The sequence below is a fragment of the Aestuariibaculum scopimerae genome (assembly GCF_059428085.1).
The window spans coordinates 1,429,943-1,454,563 of sequence record NZ_CM182089.1; the positions used below are offsets into that span (position 1 = coordinate 1,429,943).

Annotated in this window: 22 protein-coding genes; 7 read left to right on the plus strand and 15 right to left on the minus strand. The window is 36.4% G+C overall.

The genetic code is table 11. The features are described from left to right. The first annotated feature begins 27 nt into the window (after nucleotides 1–27). The 3 genes from AC5SR4_RS06275 to AC5SR4_RS06285 all read left to right on the plus strand — a co-directional run bounded on the left by AC5SR4_RS06275 (nucleotide 28) and on the right by AC5SR4_RS06285 (nucleotide 4,798). Nucleotides 28–2,268 (plus strand): tetratricopeptide repeat-containing sensor histidine kinase, encoded by a 2,241-nt coding sequence (locus AC5SR4_RS06275; protein ID WP_495358683.1) that lies wholly within the window; start codon nucleotides 28–30, stop codon nucleotides 2,266–2,268. A gap of 117 nt (nucleotides 2,269–2,385) precedes the next feature. After that, nucleotides 2,386–3,123: a LytR/AlgR family response regulator transcription factor gene (locus AC5SR4_RS06280; protein WP_495358684.1), complete on the plus strand. Its 738-nt coding sequence runs from the start codon at nucleotides 2,386–2,388 to the stop codon at nucleotides 3,121–3,123. A gap of 223 nt (nucleotides 3,124–3,346) precedes the next feature. After that, complete coding sequence (locus tag AC5SR4_RS06285) at nucleotides 3,347–4,798, plus strand: Lcl domain-containing protein (RefSeq protein ID WP_495358685.1); 1,452 nt, start codon at nucleotides 3,347–3,349, stop codon at nucleotides 4,796–4,798. 316 nt (nucleotides 4,799–5,114) lie between these two features. Here the strand turns inward: AC5SR4_RS06285 and AC5SR4_RS06290 are convergent, their stop codons facing one another. From AC5SR4_RS06290 to AC5SR4_RS06315, 6 genes are all read right to left on the minus strand, one after another. Next, the gene (locus AC5SR4_RS06290) at nucleotides 5,115–5,501 is read right to left on the minus strand and encodes an HU family DNA-binding protein (protein ID WP_495358686.1); all 387 of its coding nucleotides are present in this window, start codon (nucleotides 5,499–5,501) and stop codon (nucleotides 5,115–5,117) included. Nucleotides 5,502–5,911: 410 nt separating this feature from the next. Next, the gene (locus tag AC5SR4_RS06295) at nucleotides 5,912–6,337 is read right to left on the minus strand and encodes a hypothetical protein (RefSeq protein ID WP_495358687.1); all 426 of its coding nucleotides are present in this window, start codon (nucleotides 6,335–6,337) and stop codon (nucleotides 5,912–5,914) included. Beyond that, entirely contained in the window at nucleotides 6,331–6,909 is a 579-nt protein-coding gene (locus tag AC5SR4_RS06300; protein ID WP_495358688.1) for a hypothetical protein, read from the minus strand. The genes AC5SR4_RS06295 and AC5SR4_RS06300 overlap by 7 nt, the downstream gene beginning before the upstream one ends. Before the next feature lie 1,117 nt (nucleotides 6,910–8,026). After that, nucleotides 8,027–8,560 carry an RteC domain-containing protein gene (locus tag AC5SR4_RS06305; RefSeq protein ID WP_495358689.1) on the minus strand — a complete coding sequence of 178 codons (534 nt, stop codon included), beginning with the start codon at nucleotides 8,558–8,560 and terminating at the stop codon, nucleotides 8,027–8,029. Nucleotides 8,561–8,911: 351 nt separating this feature from the next. Then, nucleotides 8,912–9,820, minus strand: a complete 909-nt coding sequence (locus tag AC5SR4_RS06310) for an NAD(P)/FAD-dependent oxidoreductase (RefSeq protein WP_495358690.1) — start codon at nucleotides 9,818–9,820, stop codon at nucleotides 8,912–8,914. 199 nt (nucleotides 9,821–10,019) lie between these two features. After that, nucleotides 10,020–10,166, minus strand: a complete 147-nt coding sequence (locus AC5SR4_RS06315) for a hypothetical protein (protein ID WP_495358691.1) — start codon at nucleotides 10,164–10,166, stop codon at nucleotides 10,020–10,022. A 106-nt stretch (nucleotides 10,167–10,272) separates the two neighbouring features. On the opposite strand from AC5SR4_RS06315, the gene AC5SR4_RS06320 reads away from it, so the two are divergent. Further along, nucleotides 10,273–10,767 carry a hypothetical protein gene (locus tag AC5SR4_RS06320; RefSeq protein ID WP_495358692.1) on the plus strand — a complete coding sequence of 165 codons (495 nt, stop codon included), beginning with the start codon at nucleotides 10,273–10,275 and terminating at the stop codon, nucleotides 10,765–10,767. Then, a complete protein-coding gene (locus AC5SR4_RS06325; protein ID WP_495358693.1) occupies nucleotides 10,761–11,459 on the plus strand; it encodes a nucleotidyl transferase AbiEii/AbiGii toxin family protein in 699 nt (232 codons plus the stop codon). The genes AC5SR4_RS06320 and AC5SR4_RS06325 overlap by 7 nt, the downstream gene beginning before the upstream one ends. Nucleotides 11,460–11,545: 86 nt before the next feature. Here the strand turns inward: AC5SR4_RS06325 and AC5SR4_RS06330 are convergent, their stop codons facing one another. The 6 genes from AC5SR4_RS06330 to AC5SR4_RS06355 all read right to left on the minus strand — a co-directional run bounded on the left by AC5SR4_RS06330 (nucleotide 11,546) and on the right by AC5SR4_RS06355 (nucleotide 16,670). Beyond that, entirely contained in the window at nucleotides 11,546–12,214 is a 669-nt protein-coding gene (locus AC5SR4_RS06330) for an ATP-binding cassette domain-containing protein (RefSeq protein WP_495358694.1), read from the minus strand. 314 nt (nucleotides 12,215–12,528) lie between these two features. Then, on the minus strand, nucleotides 12,529–12,708 hold the full coding sequence (locus tag AC5SR4_RS06335; RefSeq protein WP_495358695.1) for a hypothetical protein: 180 nt from the start codon (nucleotides 12,706–12,708) through the stop codon (nucleotides 12,529–12,531). Between the two features lie 165 nt (nucleotides 12,709–12,873). Beyond that, nucleotides 12,874–13,401: a hypothetical protein gene (locus AC5SR4_RS06340; protein ID WP_495358696.1), complete on the minus strand. Its 528-nt coding sequence runs from the start codon at nucleotides 13,399–13,401 to the stop codon at nucleotides 12,874–12,876. A 216-nt stretch (nucleotides 13,402–13,617) separates the two neighbouring features. Next, entirely contained in the window at nucleotides 13,618–14,712 is a 1,095-nt protein-coding gene (locus AC5SR4_RS06345) for an HpaII family restriction endonuclease (RefSeq protein WP_495358697.1), read from the minus strand. Next, nucleotides 14,709–15,971: a DNA cytosine methyltransferase gene (locus tag AC5SR4_RS06350; protein ID WP_495358698.1), complete on the minus strand. Its 1,263-nt coding sequence runs from the start codon at nucleotides 15,969–15,971 to the stop codon at nucleotides 14,709–14,711. The genes AC5SR4_RS06345 and AC5SR4_RS06350 overlap by 4 nt, the downstream gene beginning before the upstream one ends. 153 nt (nucleotides 15,972–16,124) lie before the next feature. Continuing rightward, complete coding sequence (locus tag AC5SR4_RS06355; RefSeq protein WP_495358699.1) at nucleotides 16,125–16,670, minus strand: hypothetical protein; 546 nt, start codon at nucleotides 16,668–16,670, stop codon at nucleotides 16,125–16,127. Nucleotides 16,671–17,314: 644 nt separating this feature from the next. Here AC5SR4_RS06355 and AC5SR4_RS06360 point away from each other — a divergent pair. Beyond that, the gene (locus AC5SR4_RS06360) at nucleotides 17,315–18,616 is read left to right on the plus strand and encodes a hypothetical protein (protein WP_495358700.1); all 1,302 of its coding nucleotides are present in this window, start codon (nucleotides 17,315–17,317) and stop codon (nucleotides 18,614–18,616) included. A 63-nt stretch (nucleotides 18,617–18,679) separates the two neighbouring features. Beyond that, nucleotides 18,680–19,818, plus strand: a protein-coding gene (locus AC5SR4_RS06365; protein WP_495355978.1) for an IS3 family transposase whose coding sequence is annotated in 2 segments (ribosomal slippage) — nucleotides 18,680–18,941 and nucleotides 18,941–19,818 — 1,140 coding nt in all. Because the reading frame shifts where the segments join, the coding sequence is not laid out codon by codon here. A gap of 488 nt (nucleotides 19,819–20,306) precedes the next feature. Here AC5SR4_RS06365 and AC5SR4_RS06370 read toward each other — a convergent pair. The 3 genes from AC5SR4_RS06370 to AC5SR4_RS06380 are packed head-to-tail and all read right to left on the minus strand — an operon-like array spanning nucleotide 20,307 to nucleotide 24,506. Further along, nucleotides 20,307–20,690 carry a hypothetical protein gene (locus AC5SR4_RS06370; protein WP_495358701.1) on the minus strand — a complete coding sequence of 128 codons (384 nt, stop codon included), beginning with the start codon at nucleotides 20,688–20,690 and terminating at the stop codon, nucleotides 20,307–20,309. Between the two features lies 1 nt (nucleotide 20,691). Then, nucleotides 20,692–23,295 (minus strand): ATP-binding protein, encoded by a 2,604-nt coding sequence (locus tag AC5SR4_RS06375; RefSeq protein ID WP_495358702.1) that lies wholly within the window; start codon nucleotides 23,293–23,295, stop codon nucleotides 20,692–20,694. Beyond that, a complete protein-coding gene (locus AC5SR4_RS06380; protein ID WP_495358703.1) occupies nucleotides 23,295–24,506 on the minus strand; it encodes a DNA cytosine methyltransferase in 1,212 nt (403 codons plus the stop codon). Before AC5SR4_RS06380 ends, AC5SR4_RS06375 begins: the two co-directional genes overlap by 1 nt. Nucleotides 24,507–24,621 lie beyond the last annotated feature (115 nt).

The following is a 24,621-nucleotide window of genomic DNA, read 5'->3' on the forward strand; positions in this document are numbered from 1 at the left end:
AGCGTATAGCTACTTGTAATTCCAACTATGTATTTACTCTCCAAATCCATACACAAAAGAAACATTTTAAAGATACGGGCACTTACAGGCCCTTATTTCTTCGCCGGATTATTTCGATTCGGTTTATTACTAGCAACGGTTTGTTCACAGGCGCAACAAAGTAAAATAGACAGCCTTAAAATTGAGCTTCAGAACCACAGCGCAAATGATACCACAAGGGTTAATATTTTAAATGCCCTTGCCTTTTCTTTTTTCAGTAGTGATATACCAAAATCCATTGAATATTTGAATGAAGCCGATGCTGCTAGTGACATGATCGGTTTTGAAAAAGGAAAGGCAAGAAGTGTTTATATCAGGGGTATTACAGAGGCCGTACGATCTAATTATGACCAAGCGCTAATTCATTATGCCGATGCGCTGAATTTGTATGTAGCCATTGGTTTTAATAAAGGCATTGCAAACTGTTACAATGCCATTGGCATTACGTATAGGAATAAAGGGGAACTTAGAAAATCAATAACATATTTTAAAAAAGCTATTAAAATAGAAGTAGAAATAGGGAGTGATAATCTTTCCGCCAGTCTTATAAACATAGGCTCTTCGTATTCAGATCTAGGGGAGTTTGAAAAGGCTATTTCATACTTAAAAAAAGCCCAGGTTATTGCCGAAGCCAATGGCAATGAACAACGCATAGCTTATAGTTTGAACAACCTAAGTACCATTTATATTGACCAAGGTAACTATCCTGTGGCCCTAGAGTACCTAAAAAAGTCGTTACACATTGATGAAAAACTTGGGGATAGTCTGGGTATCGCCAATCATCTATCCAATATTGGTGAAATTTATATGGACCAAAAAAACTATGATGAAGCAATGCAGTTTTATAATAGGTCTTTAGATATGCACCGGCGAATAAATCGTAAAAGAGGGGTTTCGAAAGTTTCAAATCTTGTTGGGATATTATTAATGGAAAACAAAGAGTATATAAGTGCCCTAGACTATTATTTTGATGCTTTACGTATTGCTGAAGACATTGGGGCAATCAATGATACACCTTATATTCTCAACAATATAGGTTCTGTTTATTTGGCATTAAAGGACCACAACAAAGCGATACAATATTTTGAAAAAGCAAAAAAAATTGGTCTAATAAATGAAAACAAGGTGGTACTTTGCGACACCTATATTGAGCTTGCAAGAACATATTCTAATAAAGAAGAGTACAATACTGCCCTGAACTACGCCCTAAAAGCGAAAGGTATTTCAGAAGCATTCGGATTTTTTAATGTTCAGAAAGAAGCTTCAGAGGTTCTCTCGGTAGTTTATGAAGCTTTGGGCAACTACAAAAAAGCATTGGAAAGCCACCAACACTATAAAAAATTGAACGACAGCCTTTTCAATAAGGAAAACATCGAAAAAATAGCCCAACTGGAATACGAGTACAAATACAAACGGGCCTTGGATTCTGCCAATATCCGCGAACTAAATCTTACGAAAACCGTAATGACTACCTCGCAAGACTTGGAAAAATCCAAGCAAAACTACCTTTGGGCCATTATCGGTATTCTAATAATATCCATTATTTCCGTTTCAATGATTTTTTACCAAAAGTTCAATACAATCAAGGTAAGGACCCAGAATATCATCACCGAACAAAAACTGTTGCGCTCGCAGATGACCCCGCATTTCATCTTTAATTCTCTTTCGGTCTTGCAGGGGATGATATTGAACAAGGAAGCGAAAAAATCGGTAACCTACCTGTCAAAATTTTCCAAACTGTTGCGAATCGTCCTTGAAAACTCACGCGACAAGGTAGTTCCCCTAATCCAAGAGCTGGATGCCCTGGACAACTATATGATTTTGCAAAACTTGGATGCCGACCCACCCTTCGATTACAGCTTGGTCGTAGATGAAAACATAGATATCAATCTCTTTTTGATTCCACCAATGCTCATCCAGCCTTTCATAGAAAACACCATTGAGCATGCTTTTACCGATCAAGAGGACATTAGAGAAATAACAACACAACTAAAATATATAAATGGCGAATTGATTTGTACGATAATAGATAATGGCATCGGCATCAATTCGCAAAGGGAAAACAGGGAAAATGGCAAGAAATCATTGGCCACGGCCATAACTTCTGAGCGGCTTAAAATTTTGTCAAAAGATTTTAAAATGAAAGGTTCTGTCGCTATCGAAGATAGGGCAAGATATAATGAAAAAGGTACCATTGTAACTTTGGTGATTCCCCATAAAATACTTTAAAAAACATGAAACACCCATGAGAATTGCATTCACACACACGAGAATGATTATTAAGGGTGTTCCACCTGCCTGCCGGCAAGGCAGGTCTGACAATTAAAAAACAATAAAAATAAACAGATGAAAGCACTTATAGTTGAGGACAAGGCCTACATCCGAAAAGGGTTGACCAATCTTTTAGAAACCCTTGAAACCGAGGTAACCATCATTGGCGAATGTGCCTCCGTAAAGGAAGCCGTTGTGGTAAGCAACGCCTGCAAGCCTGAACTTGTTTTTTTGGACATTAACCTTACCGACGGTACGGGCTTTGATTTTTTGGACAAGACGGAACACCACGATTTTAAGACCATATTCATTACCGCCTACGAAGAATATGCATTAAAAGCATTGAAGGCAGGTGCGGTAGATTATCTGTTAAAACCTGTTGATGTTGAAGAATTGCAATTTGCCCTGAAAAAGGTTAAGGCCTTGCCCATATTGGAACAAAAAAAACAACTGAGCACAGCCAAGAAAGTTTGGTACCAAGATGATGCTACGCTGGTGCTTTCACTGAGCGATAGTTTTCAGGTGATAGACCTGCAAGAACTATTGTACTGCGAATCCGATAAAGGCTATACCACCTTCTACTTGGCGAACCATAAAAAATATGTGGCCTCCAAACCTTTGAAAGAATACGAAGAAAAACTTGAAAAGGTCGGTTTTACAAGACCCCACCAATCCTTTATGGTCAACCTGAAATTTATTGACAAATATGATAAATCTGGTATTATCCATTTAAAAAACGGAAATAAAATACCCGTTTCCTCCCGAAAAAAAGATGCTTTTATCACCACTTTCCTAAGATTCAATCGTCACTAAGGGCCTCCGTTTTTTGCATTTTTTTAACCATTTCCCTTCCCGTTAAAAAACGAAAATGGGTTGGTTCCCCACAATTATACTTTGTGGCTTTGCACAAAAACATTGGCTATTTTTTTGAAAATCACATGGCCTCATCTTTACAATCCAATAATCAATATTATTGATTGGTTGAATGCCTAAAATTCATCCATCAACTCTTTAATAAATAATCAAATTTAAAACCATGAACAGAAAACCCAAATTATTCAAATTAGTAGTATTAGCGTTGGTGCTTGCAGCCTTTGGTTGTAACAATGACGACGACCAAGTCACAATGGTCAACCTACAGAATTTAGAAGTGACCCTAGACGAAAACCCTACGGATGGACAAAGCATAGGCACCGTGCAAACCGATGGAGACGTTGCTTTGAATTTTAGCATCACCTCCCAAACACCTTCGGGTGCCACAGCTATCGACTCCGAATCCGGAGAACTGACAGTAGTAGATGCCTCTTTATTTGACTTTGAAAACAATCCCGTAATAACGGTAACGGTTAATGCGGAAAATTCAGAAAATACGGCGACTATTACCATTAACTTAAACAATGTGACCGAGGTAACAGCACAGGACTTTACCGTCTCCATCGATGAAAATCCGACAGATGGCCAGGTGTTAGGAACCGTTCAGGCCAATAGCAATAGCACTTTGGGTTTTTCAATTACCTCGCAAACACCTATGGACGCCATGGCCATTGATGCCGGTACAGGCGAATTAACAGTTATTGACCCCAACCTATTCGATTTTGAGACCAATCCCGTGATTACAGCAGAGATTTCAGTAACGGATGGCGTAGAAACGGCTACGGTTGTTGCTACCATCAATTTAAATGATGTTGACGAAGTATCCGCTCAAAATACAAATTTGTCCTTAGACGAAAACCCTTCCAATGGCGATGTTATTGGCACCTTGCAAGCAAGTGGTTCTAATTTATCCTATACCATTACGTTCCAGAACCCTACGGGAGCATTTACCATAAATCAAAGTACCGGGGAATTGTCTGTGGCAGATGAAACACTTTTTGATTTTGAGACCACTCCAGATATGTTGGCGACCATTTCTGTTAGTAACGGCATACAATCCGTTTCGGCCAATGCCTTTGTTTCGCTTAATGATGTAAACGAAATTGGCGAATACAAATTCGGTGGCGTTATTTTTTGGATAGACCCTGCAAGTAATAACAGTAAAGGTTTGGTTTGTGATATCAATGACATAGCGAGTTCTAATCCACCTTCAGGAATAACTTGGAGTGAAGGGTCAACCATGGTCACCGGAGCAACTGGAACAGCAATAGGAACAGGTGAGGCAAACACATCAACAATAGTTGCAAGTCATTCATCAGGAACATATGCAGCATGGCTGTGCGCCGCGTACCAATTAAATGGTTATTCTGATTGGTTTTTGCCAAGTAGAGCTTCAGTAGAAGAGATGTATTCAGTTAGGACCATACTAGAAGCCACGTCTCTGGCTAATGGTGGTACAGTTTTTCCAACCACATTGGGTTCTTTTTATTGGAGCTCTACTGAACTTAATGACATTGTTGCTTATGCTGTTGACTTTGGAAACGGTGCTACAGCAGCCCCCTTAAAAACTACTGGTTATTCTGTGAGGGCAGTAAGAGCTTGGACAGACCTTTAATTCACTTAAGCTAATTCCAAAACCACGCTACAAACCAATGTAGCGTGGTTTTTTTTAATGCTTACAACGCGGGCGATTGACTGCGTTGAGCTTAACGGTTTTATATCATTTAGAGGCGTTTGTAGCAAAAAAGCCCCTGCAAACACCAGTGTTTACAAGGGCTAAGAGACGTGCTTTAGTCGCGCTGGCGACTTGCTGTGTTCTCCGGCGCGTTCTGCGGTGTTCTCTCTCGAGACTACCGCAAGCCATTACAAAGCAAACGCCATAGCGAAACTTCACTATGGCGTTTTGGTGAACTAAACAGATTGTTCAGACCTTAAGAGGCCTTTTGATACCCGGCCGTAAGTAGCGCTTTTTTAATATCGCTGCCCGGGGTAAATACCACCCGGTTACCAATAATATTGGCTTGAGTAACTTCCTCTTCGGTAGGTGCTGCAGAACTTTTAATATTGGTTCTAAAATACCCCAACTCGCCCAATTGCACGATGGTGCTGTTGGTGAGTTTTTCCGGGATGAGCTGTACCAACGAACTCAATACCGCCAGGATATCGGCACGGTTTACAGTACTTATCCGCTCAATTTCCACGGTCAGGTCCTTGAGATCGACACGCTTATCGTTTACCGCCAGGGCATACCATTGCTTGGTACCACCCCCGATAACGCCGGGCTCGCCGCGTTCTATGGTTCTATACTTGATAGGCATATACTATAGATTTAGGTTAAACATAGCCACTGACCTGCTTTACTTCCCACAGTGGTTTTGGGAAGGTTTATTTGGGTTTAGGGGTTTAGCTTACTGTTGTGTGCTTACTCTTGCGTTAGCTAGTTTGCTGTTAAACTCCCCGAGCTTTCGCGGTGCGAAAGCATCCCCTCTTAGCTGGACAAACCAGCCAATAGGGGAGCCATCAGGCTTGCTTGGTAGTTTTGGCGGAGAATGACATGCACTGCCTAGTTTCTCGTGTCAGCCTGAGAGCTCCTCCCTTTAGTTAAAGGGAGGTGGCGCCACGCCCTAAGCGTGGTGACGGAGGGTTTGCACCACTTACCGCTATAGTCTTTCAAAGGCGGAGGGGTGCTTCACTAATCCCTTTTCCCTTATCCCTAATACCTCTTAACCTAATCCCCAACCACCAATCCCGTAATGATCCCAACAACCGCACCGCCTACGCCTACGCCCACCATCCGCCATACATTTTTCTTGCGCTGCTGTTCCAGCTGCTCTTTGGTGGTTAGCAGCTGCAGGCTGGTTTCACTGAGCTTGATGTCGGCCAGGAGCAGCTGACCCTTCAGCTGGGTATGGCTGTCCTTGATATAGCTCATCAGGGCGCGGACGTTCCCGTCCTTTTGGATGAGCAGCGGTTGTAGACTGTCCAACATCCGTAGGTTGTAGTCGGTGAGCGCCATCAGGGCTTTGATGGGCCTTTGGGCGATGTCCGCGCTGTCTATAATGGGCCTGCTATCAATCAAAGATTCCGGTGTTTGGGCTGTGGCCTGGTGTATGCTCAGGCAGCACAGCATGTATAATGTGAGTTGCTTTACCATGTTGAGGCGATGTGTTGTAGGTTAATATGCTGTAAGCTTATGTGTTCTATCTGCGGCATGTTTTCGAGTTCGTCCATAAGCGCCCACAGGTTTGTGGCGGGGCTGTGTAGCTCCAAAATGAGGGTCTCCGTACTTTGGTCGGCAATGGTATAGGGGATGTTTAGTTTTTGTAACAAGGTGTAGAGGTAGGCTTGTACCTCGGGGATGCGCTCGCCGTAGAGGATGAGCTCGTAGGCCTGTACCATACTGTTCAGGGTGTTTCGGGTTTCCAGTAGCCTGCCGCGCCAGCGGTTTACCATGCCCTCGATGTGGTGGTTTATTTCGGCATCGCGGTGGCGGTAGCCTTCCAGTTCCACCATCATAGTGTCCATTTGGGTGTGTGCCTGTGCTAAGGCTTCCTGGCTTTGGCGGATGTGCTGTTGGCTGTCGGTCAACTGCGCATGTAGTGCCTGACTGTCCTGGTATTGGAAAATGGTAATCACGAGCATGATCAGGCTGATGATCCAGCCTAGGGCTCGGAATAAAGGTTTAGTGAATGTGGTTAAGGTGGTGGTGGTTTCTGTTGTTTTCATAATTATAGATTTAAGGTTTTAAAATGTTTAGTTGTTTCTTGCTGTTTAGTTGTTTGTTGTAGAGTCGGTTAGTTGTTTCTTACTCTTACGAGATTTTCACGTTAAGCCTCTCTTCGTTCGTTAATCAAAAATCGTTACTCGTTACTCGTTAATCTCTCGTCTCTCTATTCTTCCTGCCACGTCTTTAGCGTGGTTCTCTCTTTTAGTTTTTCACTTTTAGTTTTTCACTTGTTTAAAATGTTTAGTTGTTTGTTGTATAGTTGGTTAGTTGTTTTCTCACTCGGATGTGATTACTCATAACTCTGAATTTGTAAAGTCTTTTCACTTTTCACTTTTATCATGTTGGATGTTTTTTTCATATTTTAAGTTTTAGTGGTTAATGGTTGCTTTTATTATTATTTGTTTCATTACTTTTTTCCATTGATGAAAAAAGTAACCAAAAAAATCTAGGCTGATTTTTAATTCCTTGAAAATCCGCTTCAAGGCTCTATCATGCGCGTTGCAACCGCTACGCTAGGCAACGCTCCACGGCCACCGCTTCGCCTTGAACCCGATTTTACTACGGAATTAAAAATAGGCCGTTTACCTGCCTCATGGCCTGTGATTTCCGATTGGTGTCTCTTCTCTTTTATTAATTTCGTCTGAGTAAGCAAACTCTGAACTCTTAACTTTGAACTCATAACTTGCCAACCCACATTTCGCTTGTTTTTTAACATTTTTCATTTTTTGTTAGTTCTTTAATGTTTAGCTTAATGGAGGGTTAAAAACCCAATCGTGGCATTCATAATCCTGAATTCAGAATTCAGAATTTATTAACTGTTCTCTATTGTTGCTTTTCCACGTTTAATGGATAAAAAACCACAACCCACCAAGCTAAGATTCTCCATTTTTATTATTTACTGGATGCAGGCTGCGGTTTTGTATGTTGTTTTCATGTTTATTCTTGTTTTTATATGGTTAAACTTGTTTTGATGTGGCGAATATCTATCTATTCATTGAACTGTATCTACAGGGAATCACCACCCCGTTTAAACTTTTTTTTAGGTAAGGCGTTGGCATAAAAAAAGGATGCCTAAAAGGCATCCCGGGTTATATATTAAAGCTAAGTTATTGAGAGTTATTGATCCAAGTCGTCAAAATACCGTTGTATGCTTTCTTTTATTTTATCGGTCAACCGTATCGGGTTGTCTTCCCGCTTACGCATGTCGGAGGTAGTATCATGAATATCTTCGGGCTTCATGTTTTTAACGTGAATAAACTTCAGTAAATGCGTGGTGATGCCTATCTGGGTTGTATCGCCAAACATCTTATGGCAAAAGGCGCCCAGTACCCACTCCTTAAAATCCAGCTTGGTTCTGGTCCACTGTATTTTTTCATAAGCAGGATCTTCTGGCGGGGCCTGGTCAGGATCTAATCTCGCAATCTCCCGTTGAAAAAATGCTATAATCCCTTTATATGCATTGAGCTTAGACACCGGGTCGTTGTCGGTTTTGGTTAACACGTCTTGCATGTCTTTAGTCATGAGTTGGCACATCCCATTTTGGCACAGGTTCATCAGTAAGTGCATGGCTTTGCACAATTCGGAAATGTCTACAGGTTTTTTTTGGTTTTGTTCTATGATATCTTCTAACAATTTATTGACTCTATCCATTTAATATGGGTTTTAAATTAATTTTATTTAGGGGAACCTAAGCGTGTAAAAAATGGAGAGAAACTTACAAGCAGGTTCAGTCGGAGGGCTAGGTTATACACTATATCATGCGCTTGGGGTTTTAAATTCTACTTTATTTTAAAGGTTTTTCAGTAGTATGGCGTACAATATTTCGAATACCCTTAAGAATTTTGAATGTTTTGTTAATACACACGTTTATTCGTCCGTATCTATTTGCTAGTGGCACCCATAATGTGCTTTGCAATTCCATTGATGAAGAACGTAACAAAAAAATCTAGGCTGATTTTGCCCTTGCCGCCAGTAGTAGGAGTCTCTTGTCTCTACCCAAACTCAAAAATCAGCCTGCACCAACACCATATTCACCACGGCCCCCGCTAGGTTGCCGGAATACACCGCGGCACTTACCGAGCGCATCATGGTAGCGTTATCGCCGCAGGCATAGACGCCTTCTACGGTGGTTTTTTGCATGGCATCTACTTTTATATGGCCGGTTTCGGTAAATTCACAGCCCAAGGTCTTTGGGATGTCGGTATGCTGTGTAAAGGGTAAAGCGGCGTATAGGGCGTTAAAGACCTGTTGGCTGCCATCTTGAAACTGTACCTGTTTAAGGTGGCCGTTCTCGTGTATGATTTGCGTTATGGGCGTTTCTATAACGGGAATGTTATGGACTTTTAGTTTTTCTAGCTGCTCAGGGCTTAAGTCTGACGTTCCAGAGGTTAATAGAGTAAGATTGTCGGTCAGGTTATTTACCAGTCCTGCTATGTGAAAGGCTTTTTCGCCATTGGCCATAATAGCTGTGGGCTGTCCCTTAAATTCATAGCCATGGCAATAGGGGCAATGGATGACCGAAATGCCCCAGGCCTCAGAAAAACCAGGGATGTTGGGCATAAGATCACGAATGCCCGTTGCGATGATTAATTGTTTCGCGCGGAATTCCTGTCCCGATTGTACCGTTACCTGAAACCCGTTGGCATTTTTATGGGCGGCCACGGCCATCGCTTCTAAAAAGGTCACAGTATCATATTGTAGTACCTGTGCCTTGGCTTTGGTAGCTATTTCCAAAGGTGTGGCCCCGTCGTGGGTAATGAAATTGTGGGAGTGTGGGGTTTGTTGGTTACAGGGTTGGCCTGCATCGATAATCAAGACGTGCCGTAGGGAGCGCCCCAAGGCCATGGCTGCGGAGAGTCCCGCATAACTGCCACCGATGATGATGACGTCGTAATCTATTTTGTTTGGCATAGTAAGGTTTTGTTTGTTGGTAGGTTTTGTCGGTTGGGGCAGATTGTGCCTTACAAAGTTAAGAGGTTTTGTAATATATTAATATGTGTTTTTTGCTTACTGTAATAAGCAATTTTATCTGTTTATATTTTTTGTTTTAGAGGTCACAGCTCCCGCGCGAATCCTTTAGGTTTGACGCAGTCAATCCTTTCGCGTGGTTTTACAATTTAAAATTCTGAAAAACACAAACACCTTCTAACAACCCATTGTCTCCTGCATAATCCGTTGCACTACTGTATTTGTAATCTTCAGGTCTAAAAACAATGCCTTCTACGGATATAGCAGTTAAAATTTCAAAATATCGCATATCGCGATATGCGATATTTTTATGTAAATACTTGATATAATTAAATTTATGTTATAATATTGCATATCGCGATATAAGATATATGGTAAAAGCAAGTTTACATCAGATGAAACCACAGGACGTAGTAGTGTTAACAAAAATCATTGCTATGGACACGCCTAATTACACACAAATGGATTTAGCGATTTTGCTTGAAATGAGCCAATCAGAAATTAGTAATTCCATATCCAGATCCTCATACGCAGGATTACTTATCAATAAAGGTAGAGAGGTTAATAGGAAGCTGTTTTTTGATTTTATCAAATATGGCTTAGCAGTGGTATTTCCTCAGCATCCGGGCGCTATAGTAAGAGGCACACCAACGGCACACAGTGCACCGCCTCTCGATGATGAAATTAGCAGTAATGATGTTTATGTATGGCCCTATGCCAAAGGGTCATCCCGAGGCCAAAGCATTGCCCCTTTATATCCAACTGTGCCAAAGGCCGTTTTATTAGATTCTAAACTATATGAGCTTTTAGCTTTAATGGATGCTGTTCGTGTTGGTCGAGCCCGAGAAAAAAATCTAGCCCTGGAGCTTTTAGAAAAACTTATATGTTAAAAAACACATTTATTAATAGAGCAGCTACAAAAAAGGTAGCTGTTGCTTTGGGCAATTTAAATAACGAAGTCGTTTATGTTGGAGGTGCTATGGTTGCATTGTATATTGATGACCCTGCTGCTGAAGACATCAGGCCTACCAAGGATATAGACCTTACGTTTCAACTGGCGACCTATGCGAAATTGGAGCAATTGCGAGAATTGCTTATTGAAAAAGGCTTTACTCAAAATGCTGAGGATTCTGTAAATTGTAGGTTTCGATATGATGACTTGAAAGTGGATGTTATGTCTACACAAAGCGTAGGATGGGCACCATCTAACCCCTGGTTTGCAAAAGGGTTTGATAAATCCATATCTAAAACGTTAGATAATGTGACCATCCGTATATTGCCCCTACCTTACTTTTTGGCCACGAAAATGGAAGCTTTTTTAGACCGGGGGTTTCAAGATATGTATGCTAGTCATGATTTAGAAGACATTACTTATCTATTCAATTATACATCTGATATTGATGAGCAAATTCTTAATTCAGGACCGGAAGTGAAGGCTTATTTGATTGAAAAGCTCACCATACTCCTAAATAACAATAACATTCAGGCAGCGATGCGCGGGAGTTTACATTATAGCCAGGGCGATGAACGTATGGATATTATTAATGAGCGGATTAAACATGTTATTTATTCTAATAAATAACTTTTTAATGGTTCCTTTGCCAGTACTTGTTACGAAGGGGCGGGGTAAAGGTTTCACATGGCAGCAGGTGTTAGGCAAAGTATTTTTTATTCACTTGAGTTTAAATATTCATACTTTACTAAATCCTTTTTATTTTTTATTTCAATTTTCTCAGCTTCTTTGATAACGAAATTCTTATCTGTTATTTCAAGAACGTCATTGTAATAATGGTCTGTTAGTATTATACCTTTTGATTTTTTAAGTTTTATTAGTAAGTCTTTAATGACCTCTTTGTAAATTGGTTCAATCATTGAAAATGGTTCGTCCAACATTAAAAATGGATGGTTTAGATTTCCGATAATCAGTAACTCAAGATAGCGTAATTGTCCTAAAGATAATTGTCCAACTTTTATTTTTTCAAAACTCGATACTTTCGGTGAATAAAATATGTTGTCTTGCTCGTCTCCATTTGGATAAAACAAAGGAATTATTTCTCGTACTTTCTTTTCTTTAGGCAAAAAAGTGTCTTGTGGTAAGTAACCTATTTTTTTTGAGGAAATAATCTTTTTTTGAGGAATGGTTTCTGAATTTATTTCTATTAGAATTGAATCGGCTTTTACTGTTCCAAAGATTGCTTTTAATAAAGTGGATTTTCCAGTTCCGTTACGACCAAATATTCCAATTATTTCTCCGACTTTACAATCTAGGTCAACATTCTTTAAAATAGCTTTATTTCTGTAATTTTTGTTAAGGTTGGTCACTTTTAAAAAATCCATTTACTTTAATATTAAATAGATTAGAAATAATGAAATTGAAATAGTCGCATTAAGTAGCCATACTCTTTTTAAAAGGGCGGTTTTTGTAAATCCGAGGTTGTAATATGCGTAATATTCATTTTTTTTAAAAGTCTGGTAGCCAATATAGCCTATCAAGAGGCCAAATGATGAAAAGATTATGATACTCCATAAAATGCCAGAAGTAAAAGCAAAAATCAACGAAAAAGGAACGTTGAACATATTAATATCCAAAAAGTATCTTGAAATAGCTTTATTGTACATTCTTTGTAATAAAATTTATTACCATAATGGGGTTAAATAGCATACATTATTATAAGACCAATCATGGCTAATACAAAAGCTGCGTAAGTTACCTTTTTCCATTTTAATGGGATAGTTTCACTTTTGTAAACTCCGTAAAGTCCAAGTGGGGGACAAAGAATCAATAAATAGCCTAATATATATCTGTTGTACCATTTTTGTTTAGTTTTCATTTTTTGTTTAGTTTTTTCCCATATTATGCCCAACGGTTTTGTATAAGATTAGTTGTGCGGTTAAGCATGTAATTTAACAAATAAAAACCGAATAAAAAATCCGCAAAGATTTTCTTAAGTAGGCTTGTACAAGCAATTATTTTTGCATGCTGTTGGTATACGTATTTATTTTATTTTTTTGAATATCCTTCCGTCTGTTAACACTAAATAATTGTCATTTAATAATTTAATAGGCAAAAAAGTGTCTTCCATTTCAGGTGAATATAAAAACCCGTAAGTGTTATTCTTTTTGGTAATAAATATTTCAAGAGAATCAGGTAAGTAATGTTTTTTTAGTAATGAATTTATTTGAACGAAATCAGGTTCAGGTTCATTAATCGGAGTTACAGAAATCGGAATAATTTCTTCTATACAAATTCTGTTTTCAAATGATTTTTCAATTTCGTCTTCAGTCTTGTCTTTAATTTCACGTAATATTAGACATTTGGCTATAGTCATGTGACAGTTGTAAGCGCCTTTTTCACAAAGTTCGAGAATTTCATTGTCTACTGAAATCCAATCTCCATAGAGTTTTGTTATAATATTTGAAATAGAATCTTTCTCTGTTTCTGAAAACTTTATACCTGTATTGGTTTGACCTTTACAACTCAAACTAGCAATTAACAGAATTAAAAGGAACAAGTTTCTTTTCATATGTATACCAACAATTGTACAAACACACCAGTGTGTTTATTTCCAATATAGTTACTTATCAAAAATAGGTAATTTTCTTATATGGTAGCTTAGAAATATTTATGGAAAATATGGGGGTTGATACTATGTTACTATGTCTAACTCTTACCACGCGAAAGGATTCGCGCGGCAGCGGTGGTGGTGGGAATTGCAAATGTGTATGGCTTTGAGCATTGGCTATTTCGTGAATCGGATTTGTAAGTTCAATTTGAAAAATAATTGTCCGTTTTCCTCATAGATTTCTCCAAATTCGTGTTTAGAAGAACTTGCAGTGTCAAGCTTTGTATTATTTAGCAAATAGTCTTCAAATTCATTTCGGTTGTAAATATGATAGCATAAAATATCTCCATTTTTTTTAACAATTAGATATCCTCCAGTCGCATCGTATTTTCCAGTCCAAACTTGCGATGGCATCATCCCAAGCGCAACATCTGTAAGGAAACGTTTGATTTTGTATTCGTAAAATTTGTGTTCATTCTCAATGTCAAACTCTAACGGATTCTTCTTCGTTGTCAAGTTGACCAAATCAGTTAAATAAGAAAACTCACTAGAATAAAAGTCAAAGACGATTTGGGATAAAATTTTAGGTAGCAAACTGTCTATTAAAACGAGATTATTTGAGAATATAGGTTTTTGGGCTTTATAAAAATCAAAAGAACAATGGTTTTGCAAAATTGCTCTTACTCGTCCTTTTAAATCCGCTGATTCTTTTTTCCCTCTTTTTACCATTAAGGAATTTATTCTACTAATTTCTTGCGGTTGTATAGAACCATTTATTTTATAAATAAAATTTGTCGTTTTACCTGCATTCAATAGAGTAGAAGGACTTCCAAGTTGTGATTTTATACTAAATCCTAAAGTTGGTTGTTGATTAGTTCTTTGGTCGTGAACAACAATTGTAATATCTGTTTTTGCAGAAGAACTTGCTTTTAAAGAGATACAGTTTATAGACTGCATAAATTCTTCTATTACAGGCACAGAAAATGTTCTTTCTGTATTTTGCTTAATTGCATTTAGAAGGTAAAGAGCTTTTTCTTTAAATTCTAAAATTGGAAATTTTAATACTTCTTTATTGCCTGAAATCAAGATGATTTCATCCTGAATTGTGTACTCAAAATTGCCATTGCTTTCAGAACGAAGGATTTTGATTATTGGATAAACTAAACCTTCTAGTTTTTCAATATCCTTATCTCCTAGAAACAATTGTTTGTCGCCCAATAGTTTGAAAAGCGCATAAATTTCGCTCCATTCACCTTTATTACCCGTAATCATTTGCAGTTTAGTTTTTCTATAATTTTTTCCGCTGTTGCTTGAATTGCGGGAACTGCAACTGAATTACCGAATTGTTTGTATGCTTGTGCGTCTGAAACTACTATTTTAAAATTATCTGGAAAACCTTGTAATCTCGCCCATTCTCTTGGTGTCATTTTCCTAATGCCTTCTCTATTTACTTCGCCAGAAATGTTGGTTATAGGTTTGAAGTTGGTCAGCCTATCATCATAAACTAAATTTCGCTCTCTGCCCATTCCACCGCAAACTACCGCATTTGCAGTTCCGTCATTTGGAATAATTTCATAGCCAAATCCATTTCCTTTACTCTCGTGTCTTGCTTTATGGTTTCTTAAAGTATCTATGTAAGTGGTTGAAAGATAGTATTTAACTGAAACCTCATTTTGTTCCAATACATCTTCTAAAACAACTTCTTTGTTAGTTGGTTCTGGATATTCAAAGTCGGTAATTCCAGTGTCTTTATGGAAGCCAACTATGAAAATCCGTTCACGATTTTGTGGTACACCAAATTCTTTAGCGTTTATAATTTGTGGCTCTGGAACATAGTAACCTAAATCTTCACGAAGTACATTTAAAATGGTTGCCAGAGTTTTTCCTTTGTCGTGATTTCGTAACCCTTTTACATTTTCGAGAAAAATTGCTTTTGGCTGTTTTTTCTTTATAATTTCTGCCACATCAAAAAATAGCGTTCCTCTTGTGTCCTCAAATCCACCACGCCTTCCTGCAATCGAAAATGCTTGACAAGGAAATCCAGCGCAAAGCACATCGAAGTTGTCAGGAATGTAACTTTTAGTTTGAGATTTTGTGATATCACCAAATGGAATTTCGCCAAAGTTGGCTCTATATGTCTTTTTTGAATATCTGTCCCATTCACTTGTGAAAACACATTTACCACCTAAATTTTGAAGTGCTAATCTAAAACCGCCAATTCCTGCAAAAAGGTCGATAAATTTAAAAGTCGGGTTTTCTGGCGCTTGAAATGGAACGGAATTTTTACTGTTGAAAATTAAATATTGTAAAGCTTCTTCAGCAACTTTTGTTGAAATTTTAATCTCGCTGTTTTTTGATAAAACCTCTTTTACAAAATTTAGCGCATCTTTTTTGAAGAATTGAGAAACACCATTTTTATGGTTATGTAAGTAATGAGAATAGGAAGCTTGTTTTGGATTTTCTGGTTCGATAATATTTATCTCAAACAACTGCCCATCAATATTTTCTATTACTGTTTTCTCGTTTAGCATTTTTAATTATTCAATTCAAGGTTTGTTGTCTGCAAGATAAGAAGTCTTTTGTTAATTTTTAATTGATTCAGAAGTGTTTTTCCAAGTCTTTTAAACAATTTAAGTTCCTAAATTCACTGCCCCTGCATGCTGTTTATTAAAATTTAGGCAAGGTTATTCCCGTTCTTCACACATGGCTTGGTAGTCGGCGTGGCCGGACCACATCTCTATACTAAAAAGAAAGGTGTCGCAATGGCCGGTTTCTTCATCGGTGTTGGTGCAGTGTTCTCCAAAGGCACAGGTCTCGCAATCATAGGTACAAAAGTCGATGGTATCCAGATTGGTGTCATCCATTTGGCAGGTTATATAGCTGTTTAGGGCTTCGCGAAGTTTCTCATACAAGGCCCGGTAAGGCATCCCTTTAGGGAATTCTATGGCCATATGGTAGTACCGCATCATCCCCTCTAGCATAAGGCAGCAGTCTAGTATCTGGAGATCGTCCAATCGGTCTTCGGGTGGAAACACATTGGGTTCGATGTTAAACCACTCGTGCATTTTTTGCATGGGAATGACGGGTATGTGGCTGTATTTATCCGGTATGTCCATACGGTCTATTTGCCGTTGTGAAAACACGGGGTTTATGGTGTTTTCTTTTATGTTTTTAACCGACTCCCGTAGGTCGTCGCGTAGATGGTCCAGATAGGCTTGCATGGTACTCATGACTTGGTTTTTTTGAGTTGTTTAATCTTTTAATCAGTAGATAAATTTATAAAAAATATATTTTGCTCTGCAAAGTTTTAGAATATTGCATATCGTGATAAACACTATTGAAATGAGCTAATAGTGGCTCTCGACACAGTCGAAGCGCCAGGGAGGGAGTCTTTTCATTTATTTGTTCATTAACTTAATCAAAATCAATTCCCAAAATCTGAATAGGATAATCATAATCAAAGTTGCTAATCCATAGGCTAAAGTACGGTAATTCAAAACCCAAAAATCTGCATACACTGTGGAATTCCATCCAGGATAAATAGAAGCAAAAAAATCACTCCAAATAAATTTTAAAATGAATCTGAATGAAATAAGAGCCAGTAAAATTGCTATAACTTTAATTATCTTTGATTTTATCATTTTTATACTTGTCACAATTGGATAAACACACCGTTGTACTTATCTCAAAGTAGTAGCCTCTTCCAAAAATAAGTGATTTTTTTATAATGGGGTTTGTTTGAGGGTTTTGGGAGTGGTGGGAGGGTTGATTTGGTCTTTGGGTGGTACTTGCTATGTGAAGAGACTTGCGTGGTCAATGTCATTAAGCTAAAGGTTTAAATTTGTACTTTGCAGTAATATTAGTGTAAAAATAAATGATAGTAAGAATAGATGAAATATATGACAACACTTCAAATATTGAAGAGTTTATAGAGGAATTAAAAAGCGCAAATAAAGTCTGCATTCAAATTCAATTTGAGGATTATCAGCGAACACACATTGATATTATGTTGGACTACTTAAGTGTTTCTTTTTTAGCAGAAGAATTAGCAACATTTGGAAAAAAATATTCTGGTCAAACACGACACAAAAAACAACGTAGATACTTTGAAATTTGTCTAGAAGAGTTTGATCATGAAAAACTAGCTGAACATATTCTTTATCGAGGAAAAGAATATAGCTTGGAAGGATATGACGATGATGAGCATTTCATGTATGTTGAAGAGTTAAGTGAATACGAAGACTTGATAAAAGAAAAAAAATTACACTTTCCAGAATTAATTGATTCTTATTATGCAAACTTAAATAACGGTGGTTATCATCAAATGGCTTCAGAAAGGGACGATGAAACACTTTTTTTAAAAAAAGAATATACTAAATACCCTGAAAGATATTTTAAATATTGGTTAAGTGCATTTTGTAATAATAGTGATATTGAGGTTTATGTTTCAACAGAGGCCTGGATAATACCTAACAAGTATGATTTCAAACAAGCTTTAATATTGTTAGGGGAAGTTAGTGAAGACACAAATTACGAAACCGCTAAATTATTTGAATTTGGGGATAAAAATATTATTTGTAATGACAGTGGTGCTATATGGTATAATCTGAAAAATGAGCTAGATTATGCGAGAAGATGTGCCAATATTGCATTGCACAGATATGTTAATTTAGTACCAGAAATAAATGAAACCGAATACATGTTATCAGAATATTCAGATATATTAATAATCAAGGATACTTTTTTCTCATATATCTTTTTTATAAACAATGCAAAACTACATGCTAATGAAATAATAAAAATTAGGGAAAATCTAAATCCACTACATACCATTCTAGGCAATATTTTAGGGGCAAAGAATCATATTAAAATTGATTGGGAATTAATAGATGATGGGGCATTTGAAGAGCTTTGCTATGATATTATTTATGACTTACCAAAATTTGATAATAGGACAATTAGAAAAATGGGAAAGTCTAAATCGAGAGATGGTGGTAGAGATATTACAATTATGACAAAAGCCGCCAGAACTGAAGAAGCAGAATTATACATTTTTCAATGTAAACTATTAAAAAATGGAAGCTCACTCACAAAATCTAAAGTTCCTGATGCAGCTAATGTAATTATGCAATATGGTGCAAAAGGATATGGTATATTTACTAATGTCCTTATGTAGCCTTCCCTAAAAATAAGACAGCATAAAATTCAAATTTACTAATTTTAAATTTTAAACTGTCAGATGAAAAAAAGTAGATTTACCGAGAGTCAGATTATCAAGGTCTTGAAGGAAAACGAACAAGGTCGTGCCGTAGGTGATATAGCACGAGAATTAGGTATCGACAAGAGTACCATTTATTATTGGCGCAAAAGGTACGGAGGTATGGAAACGAGCCAATTAAAACGCTTAAAAGAGTTGGAGGAAGAAAACCGCAAGCTCAAGCAGATGTACGCAGATGCTAGCTTGGATAACCAAATGCTTAAGGATATATTGTCAAAAAAGTTCTAAGGCCTTCCGACAAGAAGCACAGGGCGGTTTATTTAATCAAGGAATATCAGGTATCTATACAAAGGGCCTGTGGTGTTGTGGATTTAACCCGTTCAATGTGGTATTACCAAACCAAGCGTGATGACCGTGAAGTAATCGACAAACTCTCTGAATTGGCTTCGGAACTTCCAACCAGAGGATTTGATGAGTATTACAAACGGATTCGTCGCGAAGGCCATAGGTGGAACAGAAAACGTGTACTACGAGTATATAGGCAAATGAAACTTAAACTGAGACGTAAACACAAAAAGCGTATAACGGGCAGGGTGAAACACCCTTTGGAAGCACCTGAGTCATTAAACATGGTTTGGAGCATGGATTTCATGTCTGATACACTTTCCGATGGAAGAAAGGTACGGATACTGAACATTATGGACGACTGTAATCGCGAGGTATTGGCCATAGATCCAGGATTGAATTATCCGGCTAGAAAGGTAGTAGAAACCCTAGAACAGTTAGAAGAAGAGATTGGCCTGCCACAAACAATTCGTTGTGACAATGGACCTGAATTTATATCCAAAACCTTAAACGCTTGGTGCAAGCGAAAACGAGTAGAAATACGGTTCACCCAGCCAGGTAAACCTATGCAAAACGGATATATAGAACGATTGAATAGATTTTATAGAGAGGATATACTGGATGCGTATTGGTTTAACGATTTGCACCAATTAAGAACATTAAGCAATCAATGGATGGAAGATTATAATAGTAATCATCCACACCAATCACTAGGGAACAAGTCTCCTAGAGAATATAAACCTAGATTCGGTGAAGAATTCTTCATCGAATCTGATGATATTAATGAAAATTTGTTGAATTTAGTAGTGTCTTAATTTGGGTAAGGCTACACTTATAGACTCCACACTATATGATATGTTAGATGGTTTTAACAAAAATATCGGAACATACACTAGAGAAAATTGGTCAAAGTTAGAGTTGGAAAAACATCTTAACAAATATGACAATCTCCGAAAAAAATTCTTCAATTAAAGTGAGTTCTACATTGCGCTTCGGAAAGCGGATATTTTATATAATGGCGTTATAACTACAGCTTTGGGGATGTGGTGGGTGTAGCGGCTGCTATTATATCTACCCGTTATGTAAACATAGCTTTGGGTAGTTTTTGGTGTGAGGGTTGGGAACAGCTCTTTTCTTTTTTGCTGTTCCAATTTTAAAAATAATTCTTTTAAGCAAAACCAGCAATGTGCTGTGTAAGGGATGTTAGCCAAAAACTACAAGAGCGTTGGCGTGCGGAACAAACCAAAAGACATGGGATTTTTGCATTTGCAACAAACTGGGTTTTGGTTTGTGTGGGAAACTACTAAACTAAACCTAAAACGGCATTATCTAAATCATCACCTTCTTTTGTAAAACACCTAATCTGACATGCAAATTTAGAGGCAGTAGCTTTTAAATCATCAATAGATTCACCACCCGAATAATAAAATATTGAAGCCTTATTATATTCAGGATTCCCTTCAATCAAAGCTATTATATCATCTCCTGTTTCTTCACCTAAATCATGGTCAACCATAATTAAGTCTGGTGAACACATTATTAAATCTTGCTCAAGAGTATCACTGTCTTCTTTATGTATTATTACTAATTTTTTCCCTTTTAACTCAACTCTGATTTTTAAGTTGTATTCAAATGAATCTTTCCAATCCTTTTCATCCTCATACATTAAAATTATAAAATCTGCCATTTTATTTTTTATTGATTGTTATAATAAATTCAGCACCTTTTTCAAATGCCTTATTTAGTTTAATATTACCTCCTATTCTTTCCACAAGTTCAGCAACGTGAGAAAGACCTAAACCAGAACCATCTGTAGTAGTAAAACCATAATCAAATACTTTATTTTTATTTTCATTAGGTATTCCTACGCCATTATCTCTAAATCTAATTTCTAATATTTCTTCATCAATCTTTGAAATCTCAACTTCAATTTTATGATTGTGACTTTTATTCTTTTCAACCTTATCCTTTCTATCAAATGATTTTCTCGAATTACTAATCAAATTATCTAATACAATTATTAATTCCAGAGGTTTAAAATTAGTCTTTAGAGAAATAGGTTCATTATTTTCAATGATTGATAATGATATTTTATTTGATAAAAAGGGTTTTACTATGTTCAATAAATATTCCTCTAAAAAAGATACAATATCAAGTAATGAGTCCTTGCTCTCAACCTTAAAGTTTGCTTTTGTTGCAAACTTTGAAATCGAAAAGATTTTATTCAACTCATAGTTTAGACGACTGAAAATTGTTTTTAACTCGTTTTCTTCAAAAGGAAGGTTATTCTCGATTTTAGCAACTGCACCTTTAATATAATTTTGAATAGTACCAGTAGAAATACCTATATGATGCATTAAATTTAATACTTCATCTAAATCTTTAGATTTTATAGACTTTAAAAATAAATTTTGAGATTTTGCTTCAGTAAGTTCTGTTTTTAATTTATCAAGCTCACTTTTTACTTCTTCTGTTACTTTTTCTGAATCAGCTTTTTCATCTTCAAGCTTTTTTACTTGATTTCTTAATTTTGTAATTAAGCTTGTTTGATCTTGTATCGTCTTTCTGTAATTCTGAAATTCTACTAAAGCTTTAGTTGTGGCTTCATCTGTTGAATATTTTAAAAAATCTTCATATTCTTTTTCTAATTCCTTATTTTGTTTTGCCTTAACTTTTAGTATTCTGTTAAGAGCTTCGGAATCAATTTTTTTATTTTCAAAATCTTCTATCAGTTTTTCAAACTCTTTTTCTGACCGCTCTCTTTCTTCTGCAATCTTTTGGGATATTAAACTTTCATTTATATAGAGTTTTATTACCTCTGAAGTTCTTGCGCCTATGATGGAATGTATTGCACCATAAGTTCTTAACTGTTTTGCCTTTTCATCTTCGTCATACACCAACTCTTCTTCTTTAGCATCACCTGCAACAATTTTCTGGTGTATAGAAAAAGAATTAACAGAGCTAGCAGCTCTATCCCAATTCAGACCTTCAACAATATACTTCTCAAGTCTACGGTAAGTCTTAAAGAATAAGCTATCGTTTCTTTCGGATTTAGTTAATGCATAATAATTATCATTCTTAACAATACCCTCCCTACTTGTAATAATTTGAAAATCATTTAAAGCATCATTTATTTCAATTTGGCCAACAACATCACGAACACCTAAATACCTCATCATTCCTTGTCCTTTCCTTTGGTCCAAACTCAACCAATCATTTCCTGGTTGACCGTAAGGTGAAACTCTAAAACCATTTATAAAAAGAAAAATAGAACCGTAGTCAATAGATCTAATTCCTGTCTGTTTAGTGAAGAACGATTTAGCATAGGTGTTAAGGTAATATACTGTAATCTTAACATCACTTACTTCCGGATAGTAGGGGTTTTTCTCAATAATCCAGAAAATTGTACGCCCCTTATCTTTTAATTCTGTGTAAATTTCTTTACCACCATCTCTAGTTTCACATTCAATACTAGTTGTTTTGAAATCTAATTTTTCAAAAATTCTATTCTTTACCTCTCCTAGAAATTTTTGATTGCTCTCTAATTTTTTATTTTCATCTATAAACTCTGGTGCAAGAATAAAGATTCCAAAATCATCTTGAATAAAAGCTTGACTTGGGTTTATTAATTTTTCTAAATACTGTTTTAATGTAACTAACTTATCAACATTCCAAACGACCTTACCATCCTTTTCGTTAGGATAAACCCAATTACTTCTTAATTTAATTATTTCTAATACTACACCACTTTTAAAAGGCTTAAAACCTAAATTTTCAAACTCTGATTCACTCAAAATTTCAGAATACAATTTGATGGATTGTATCTCTTTTTTTTCATCCTCTATTTCAAACTCTCTCCAATCAATACTTAATTTAAGATAATCAGAATCATTCTTTGTTTTAGTATAAAGGTTTAAATATTTACCAAGTCGATCACAAGAAAACCTGCCAACACCTTTGGCTCCTGCCATAACTCTATTGTGCTGTTTCTTGTTGGATTTTTTTTCGGAATAAGCAATATTTAACCATTTATTTTCAACAGCATCTTCAGTCATACCAATACCATCATCTTGAATTATTATTCTAGATGTTTTAATAGTAAAAGCATCTATTTGATTGTCGTCATTATCCTTTAAATTAACAAATGTAACCTCAACTTTTTTTGCATCAGCATCAAATGAATTTTTAACCAATTCCAATATGGCTATATTGTCATCATTGATTAAATCTTTACCAATGATACTTTTAAGTTGCACATTAGTCTTAAAATGTAAAGTTTTCTTTTTAGACATTAGCTAATTAGTTGTTTTAAAACCAATCCGCTTTGCTCACCAAATAAAGGGGGAATTGCATTACCAATTTGGGAATACCTCGGAACCTCTTCCGTTCTTCTTTTACCACCTGTAGTATATTTACCTTTAAATTCAAAAGAGTCCGGAAAGGATTGAATTCTTGCGTATTCTCTTACAGTCATTATTCTTGGTTCACAGTAATGAATGTAATCGTCTGGTAAAGTTGTTATTGTAGGTGTTGGTTTATCTTTATTAAGTATTTTAGTGCTACTCTTTTTTAGCTGAAACCTTTCTTTATATTGTGCACTAGATAAGTTTTCATTTATTGCTATTTGAAATCTATTTTTAATGGTGTCTGAATGATTTGCAAATCTATGACTATCAACTCTTACTTTTGCCCTAACATATCTCCTAGCATACTTTTGAAAAGGTGATTCTACTTCACCATAAAGGCCTTGTTTGAAATTTGAGTTATTAGCAGGAACAGTTCCATTTGATGACAATAAATCTGATATTGCATCTGAAAGTGTCGGATTTACTTTTAACTTTTTATTAATTAAAAATTCTTTTTTATTTGATTTAAGTAGATCAAAAAATGTTTCAGCATTTAGGGCTTCATCTTTTTGAAGTAACTCATTTTGTATGCCAACTAATATAAACCGAGTTCTCTTCTGTGGAATGCCATATTCAGAAAAATCAATTAAATTTCCTTTTACAGAATAACCAATCTTTTCAAGTTCTTCAACAACATATTTAGAATATGCTTTACCTCTCTTTTCATTATTCTTAAAACCCAGTGTAAAGCCTCTAACATTTTCAAAGAAGATTATCTTTGGTTTAACTAAATCTATAAATTGGATATAGGAATTAATCAAGTCATTTCTATCATCGCTTTCAACCCTTCTACCTGCCATAGAAAACCCTTGACATGGTGGACCTCCAGCAACCATATCTACGCTGCCTCGAAGAGCAATGAGTTCTTCTTTAAAGTTATCAATAACTTCATTTATATCGTGTTCAGATTTAGACAACCAATTAGGCCAATCGAAATGATTTTTCTTTTTTATGAGATTGTAAGCCAATGTTTTAAAGGCGTCCTCACTTTTTTCTATAGCAAATAAGCCCTCCCACAAACCTGTATTATGTAATCCGAGAGATAGGCCTCCACAGCCTGCAAATAAATCTATATATTTTAATTTAGGTTGCTCCATACAAAAAAACTGCGAAACTACAAACTTATCGTTTTAATTTTACAAAATCAATAGTTATTTTCTCATATCAACACTTTCTTTATCCAACCCTCCAAAATAAAAAGTCGTTTAATTT

Coding starts and splice junctions, on each gene's coding strand:
- AC5SR4_RS06380 (WP_495358703.1), bottom strand. CDS start 24,506: ATGGAGCAACCTAAATTAAAATATATAGATTTATTTGCAGGCTGTGGA.
- AC5SR4_RS06355 (WP_495358699.1), bottom strand. CDS start 16,670: ATGAGTACCATGCAAGCCTATCTGGACCATCTACGCGACGACCTACGG.
- AC5SR4_RS06325 (WP_495358693.1), top strand. CDS start 10,761: ATGTTAAAAAACACATTTATTAATAGAGCAGCTACAAAAAAGGTAGCT.
- AC5SR4_RS06350 (WP_495358698.1), bottom strand. CDS start 15,971: ATGCTAAACGAGAAAACAGTAATAGAAAATATTGATGGGCAGTTGTTT.
- AC5SR4_RS06345 (WP_495358697.1), bottom strand. CDS start 14,712: ATGATTACGGGTAATAAAGGTGAATGGAGCGAAATTTATGCGCTTTTC.
- AC5SR4_RS06305 (WP_495358689.1), bottom strand. CDS start 8,560: ATGGATAGAGTCAATAAATTGTTAGAAGATATCATAGAACAAAACCAA.
- AC5SR4_RS06320 (WP_495358692.1), top strand. CDS start 10,273: ATGAAACCACAGGACGTAGTAGTGTTAACAAAAATCATTGCTATGGAC.
- AC5SR4_RS06280 (WP_495358684.1), top strand. CDS start 2,386: ATGAAAGCACTTATAGTTGAGGACAAGGCCTACATCCGAAAAGGGTTG.
- AC5SR4_RS06340 (WP_495358696.1), bottom strand. CDS start 13,401: ATGAAAAGAAACTTGTTCCTTTTAATTCTGTTAATTGCTAGTTTGAGT.
- AC5SR4_RS06300 (WP_495358688.1), bottom strand. CDS start 6,909: ATGAAAACAACAGAAACCACCACCACCTTAACCACATTCACTAAACCT.
- AC5SR4_RS06370 (WP_495358701.1), bottom strand. CDS start 20,690: ATGGCAGATTTTATAATTTTAATGTATGAGGATGAAAAGGATTGGAAA.
- AC5SR4_RS06335 (WP_495358695.1), bottom strand. CDS start 12,708: ATGAAAACTAAACAAAAATGGTACAACAGATATATATTAGGCTATTTA.
- AC5SR4_RS06375 (WP_495358702.1), bottom strand. CDS start 23,295: ATGTCTAAAAAGAAAACTTTACATTTTAAGACTAATGTGCAACTTAAA.
- AC5SR4_RS06315 (WP_495358691.1), bottom strand. CDS start 10,166: ATGCGATATTTTGAAATTTTAACTGCTATATCCGTAGAAGGCATTGTT.
- AC5SR4_RS06295 (WP_495358687.1), bottom strand. CDS start 6,337: ATGGTAAAGCAACTCACATTATACATGCTGTGCTGCCTGAGCATACAC.
- AC5SR4_RS06360 (WP_495358700.1), top strand. CDS start 17,315: ATGATAGTAAGAATAGATGAAATATATGACAACACTTCAAATATTGAA.
- AC5SR4_RS06310 (WP_495358690.1), bottom strand. CDS start 9,820: ATGCCAAACAAAATAGATTACGACGTCATCATCATCGGTGGCAGTTAT.
- AC5SR4_RS06285 (WP_495358685.1), top strand. CDS start 3,347: ATGAACAGAAAACCCAAATTATTCAAATTAGTAGTATTAGCGTTGGTG.
- AC5SR4_RS06275 (WP_495358683.1), top strand. CDS start 28: ATGTATTTACTCTCCAAATCCATACACAAAAGAAACATTTTAAAGATA.
- AC5SR4_RS06290 (WP_495358686.1), bottom strand. CDS start 5,501: ATGCCTATCAAGTATAGAACCATAGAACGCGGCGAGCCCGGCGTTATC.
- AC5SR4_RS06330 (WP_495358694.1), bottom strand. CDS start 12,214: ATGGATTTTTTAAAAGTGACCAACCTTAACAAAAATTACAGAAATAAA.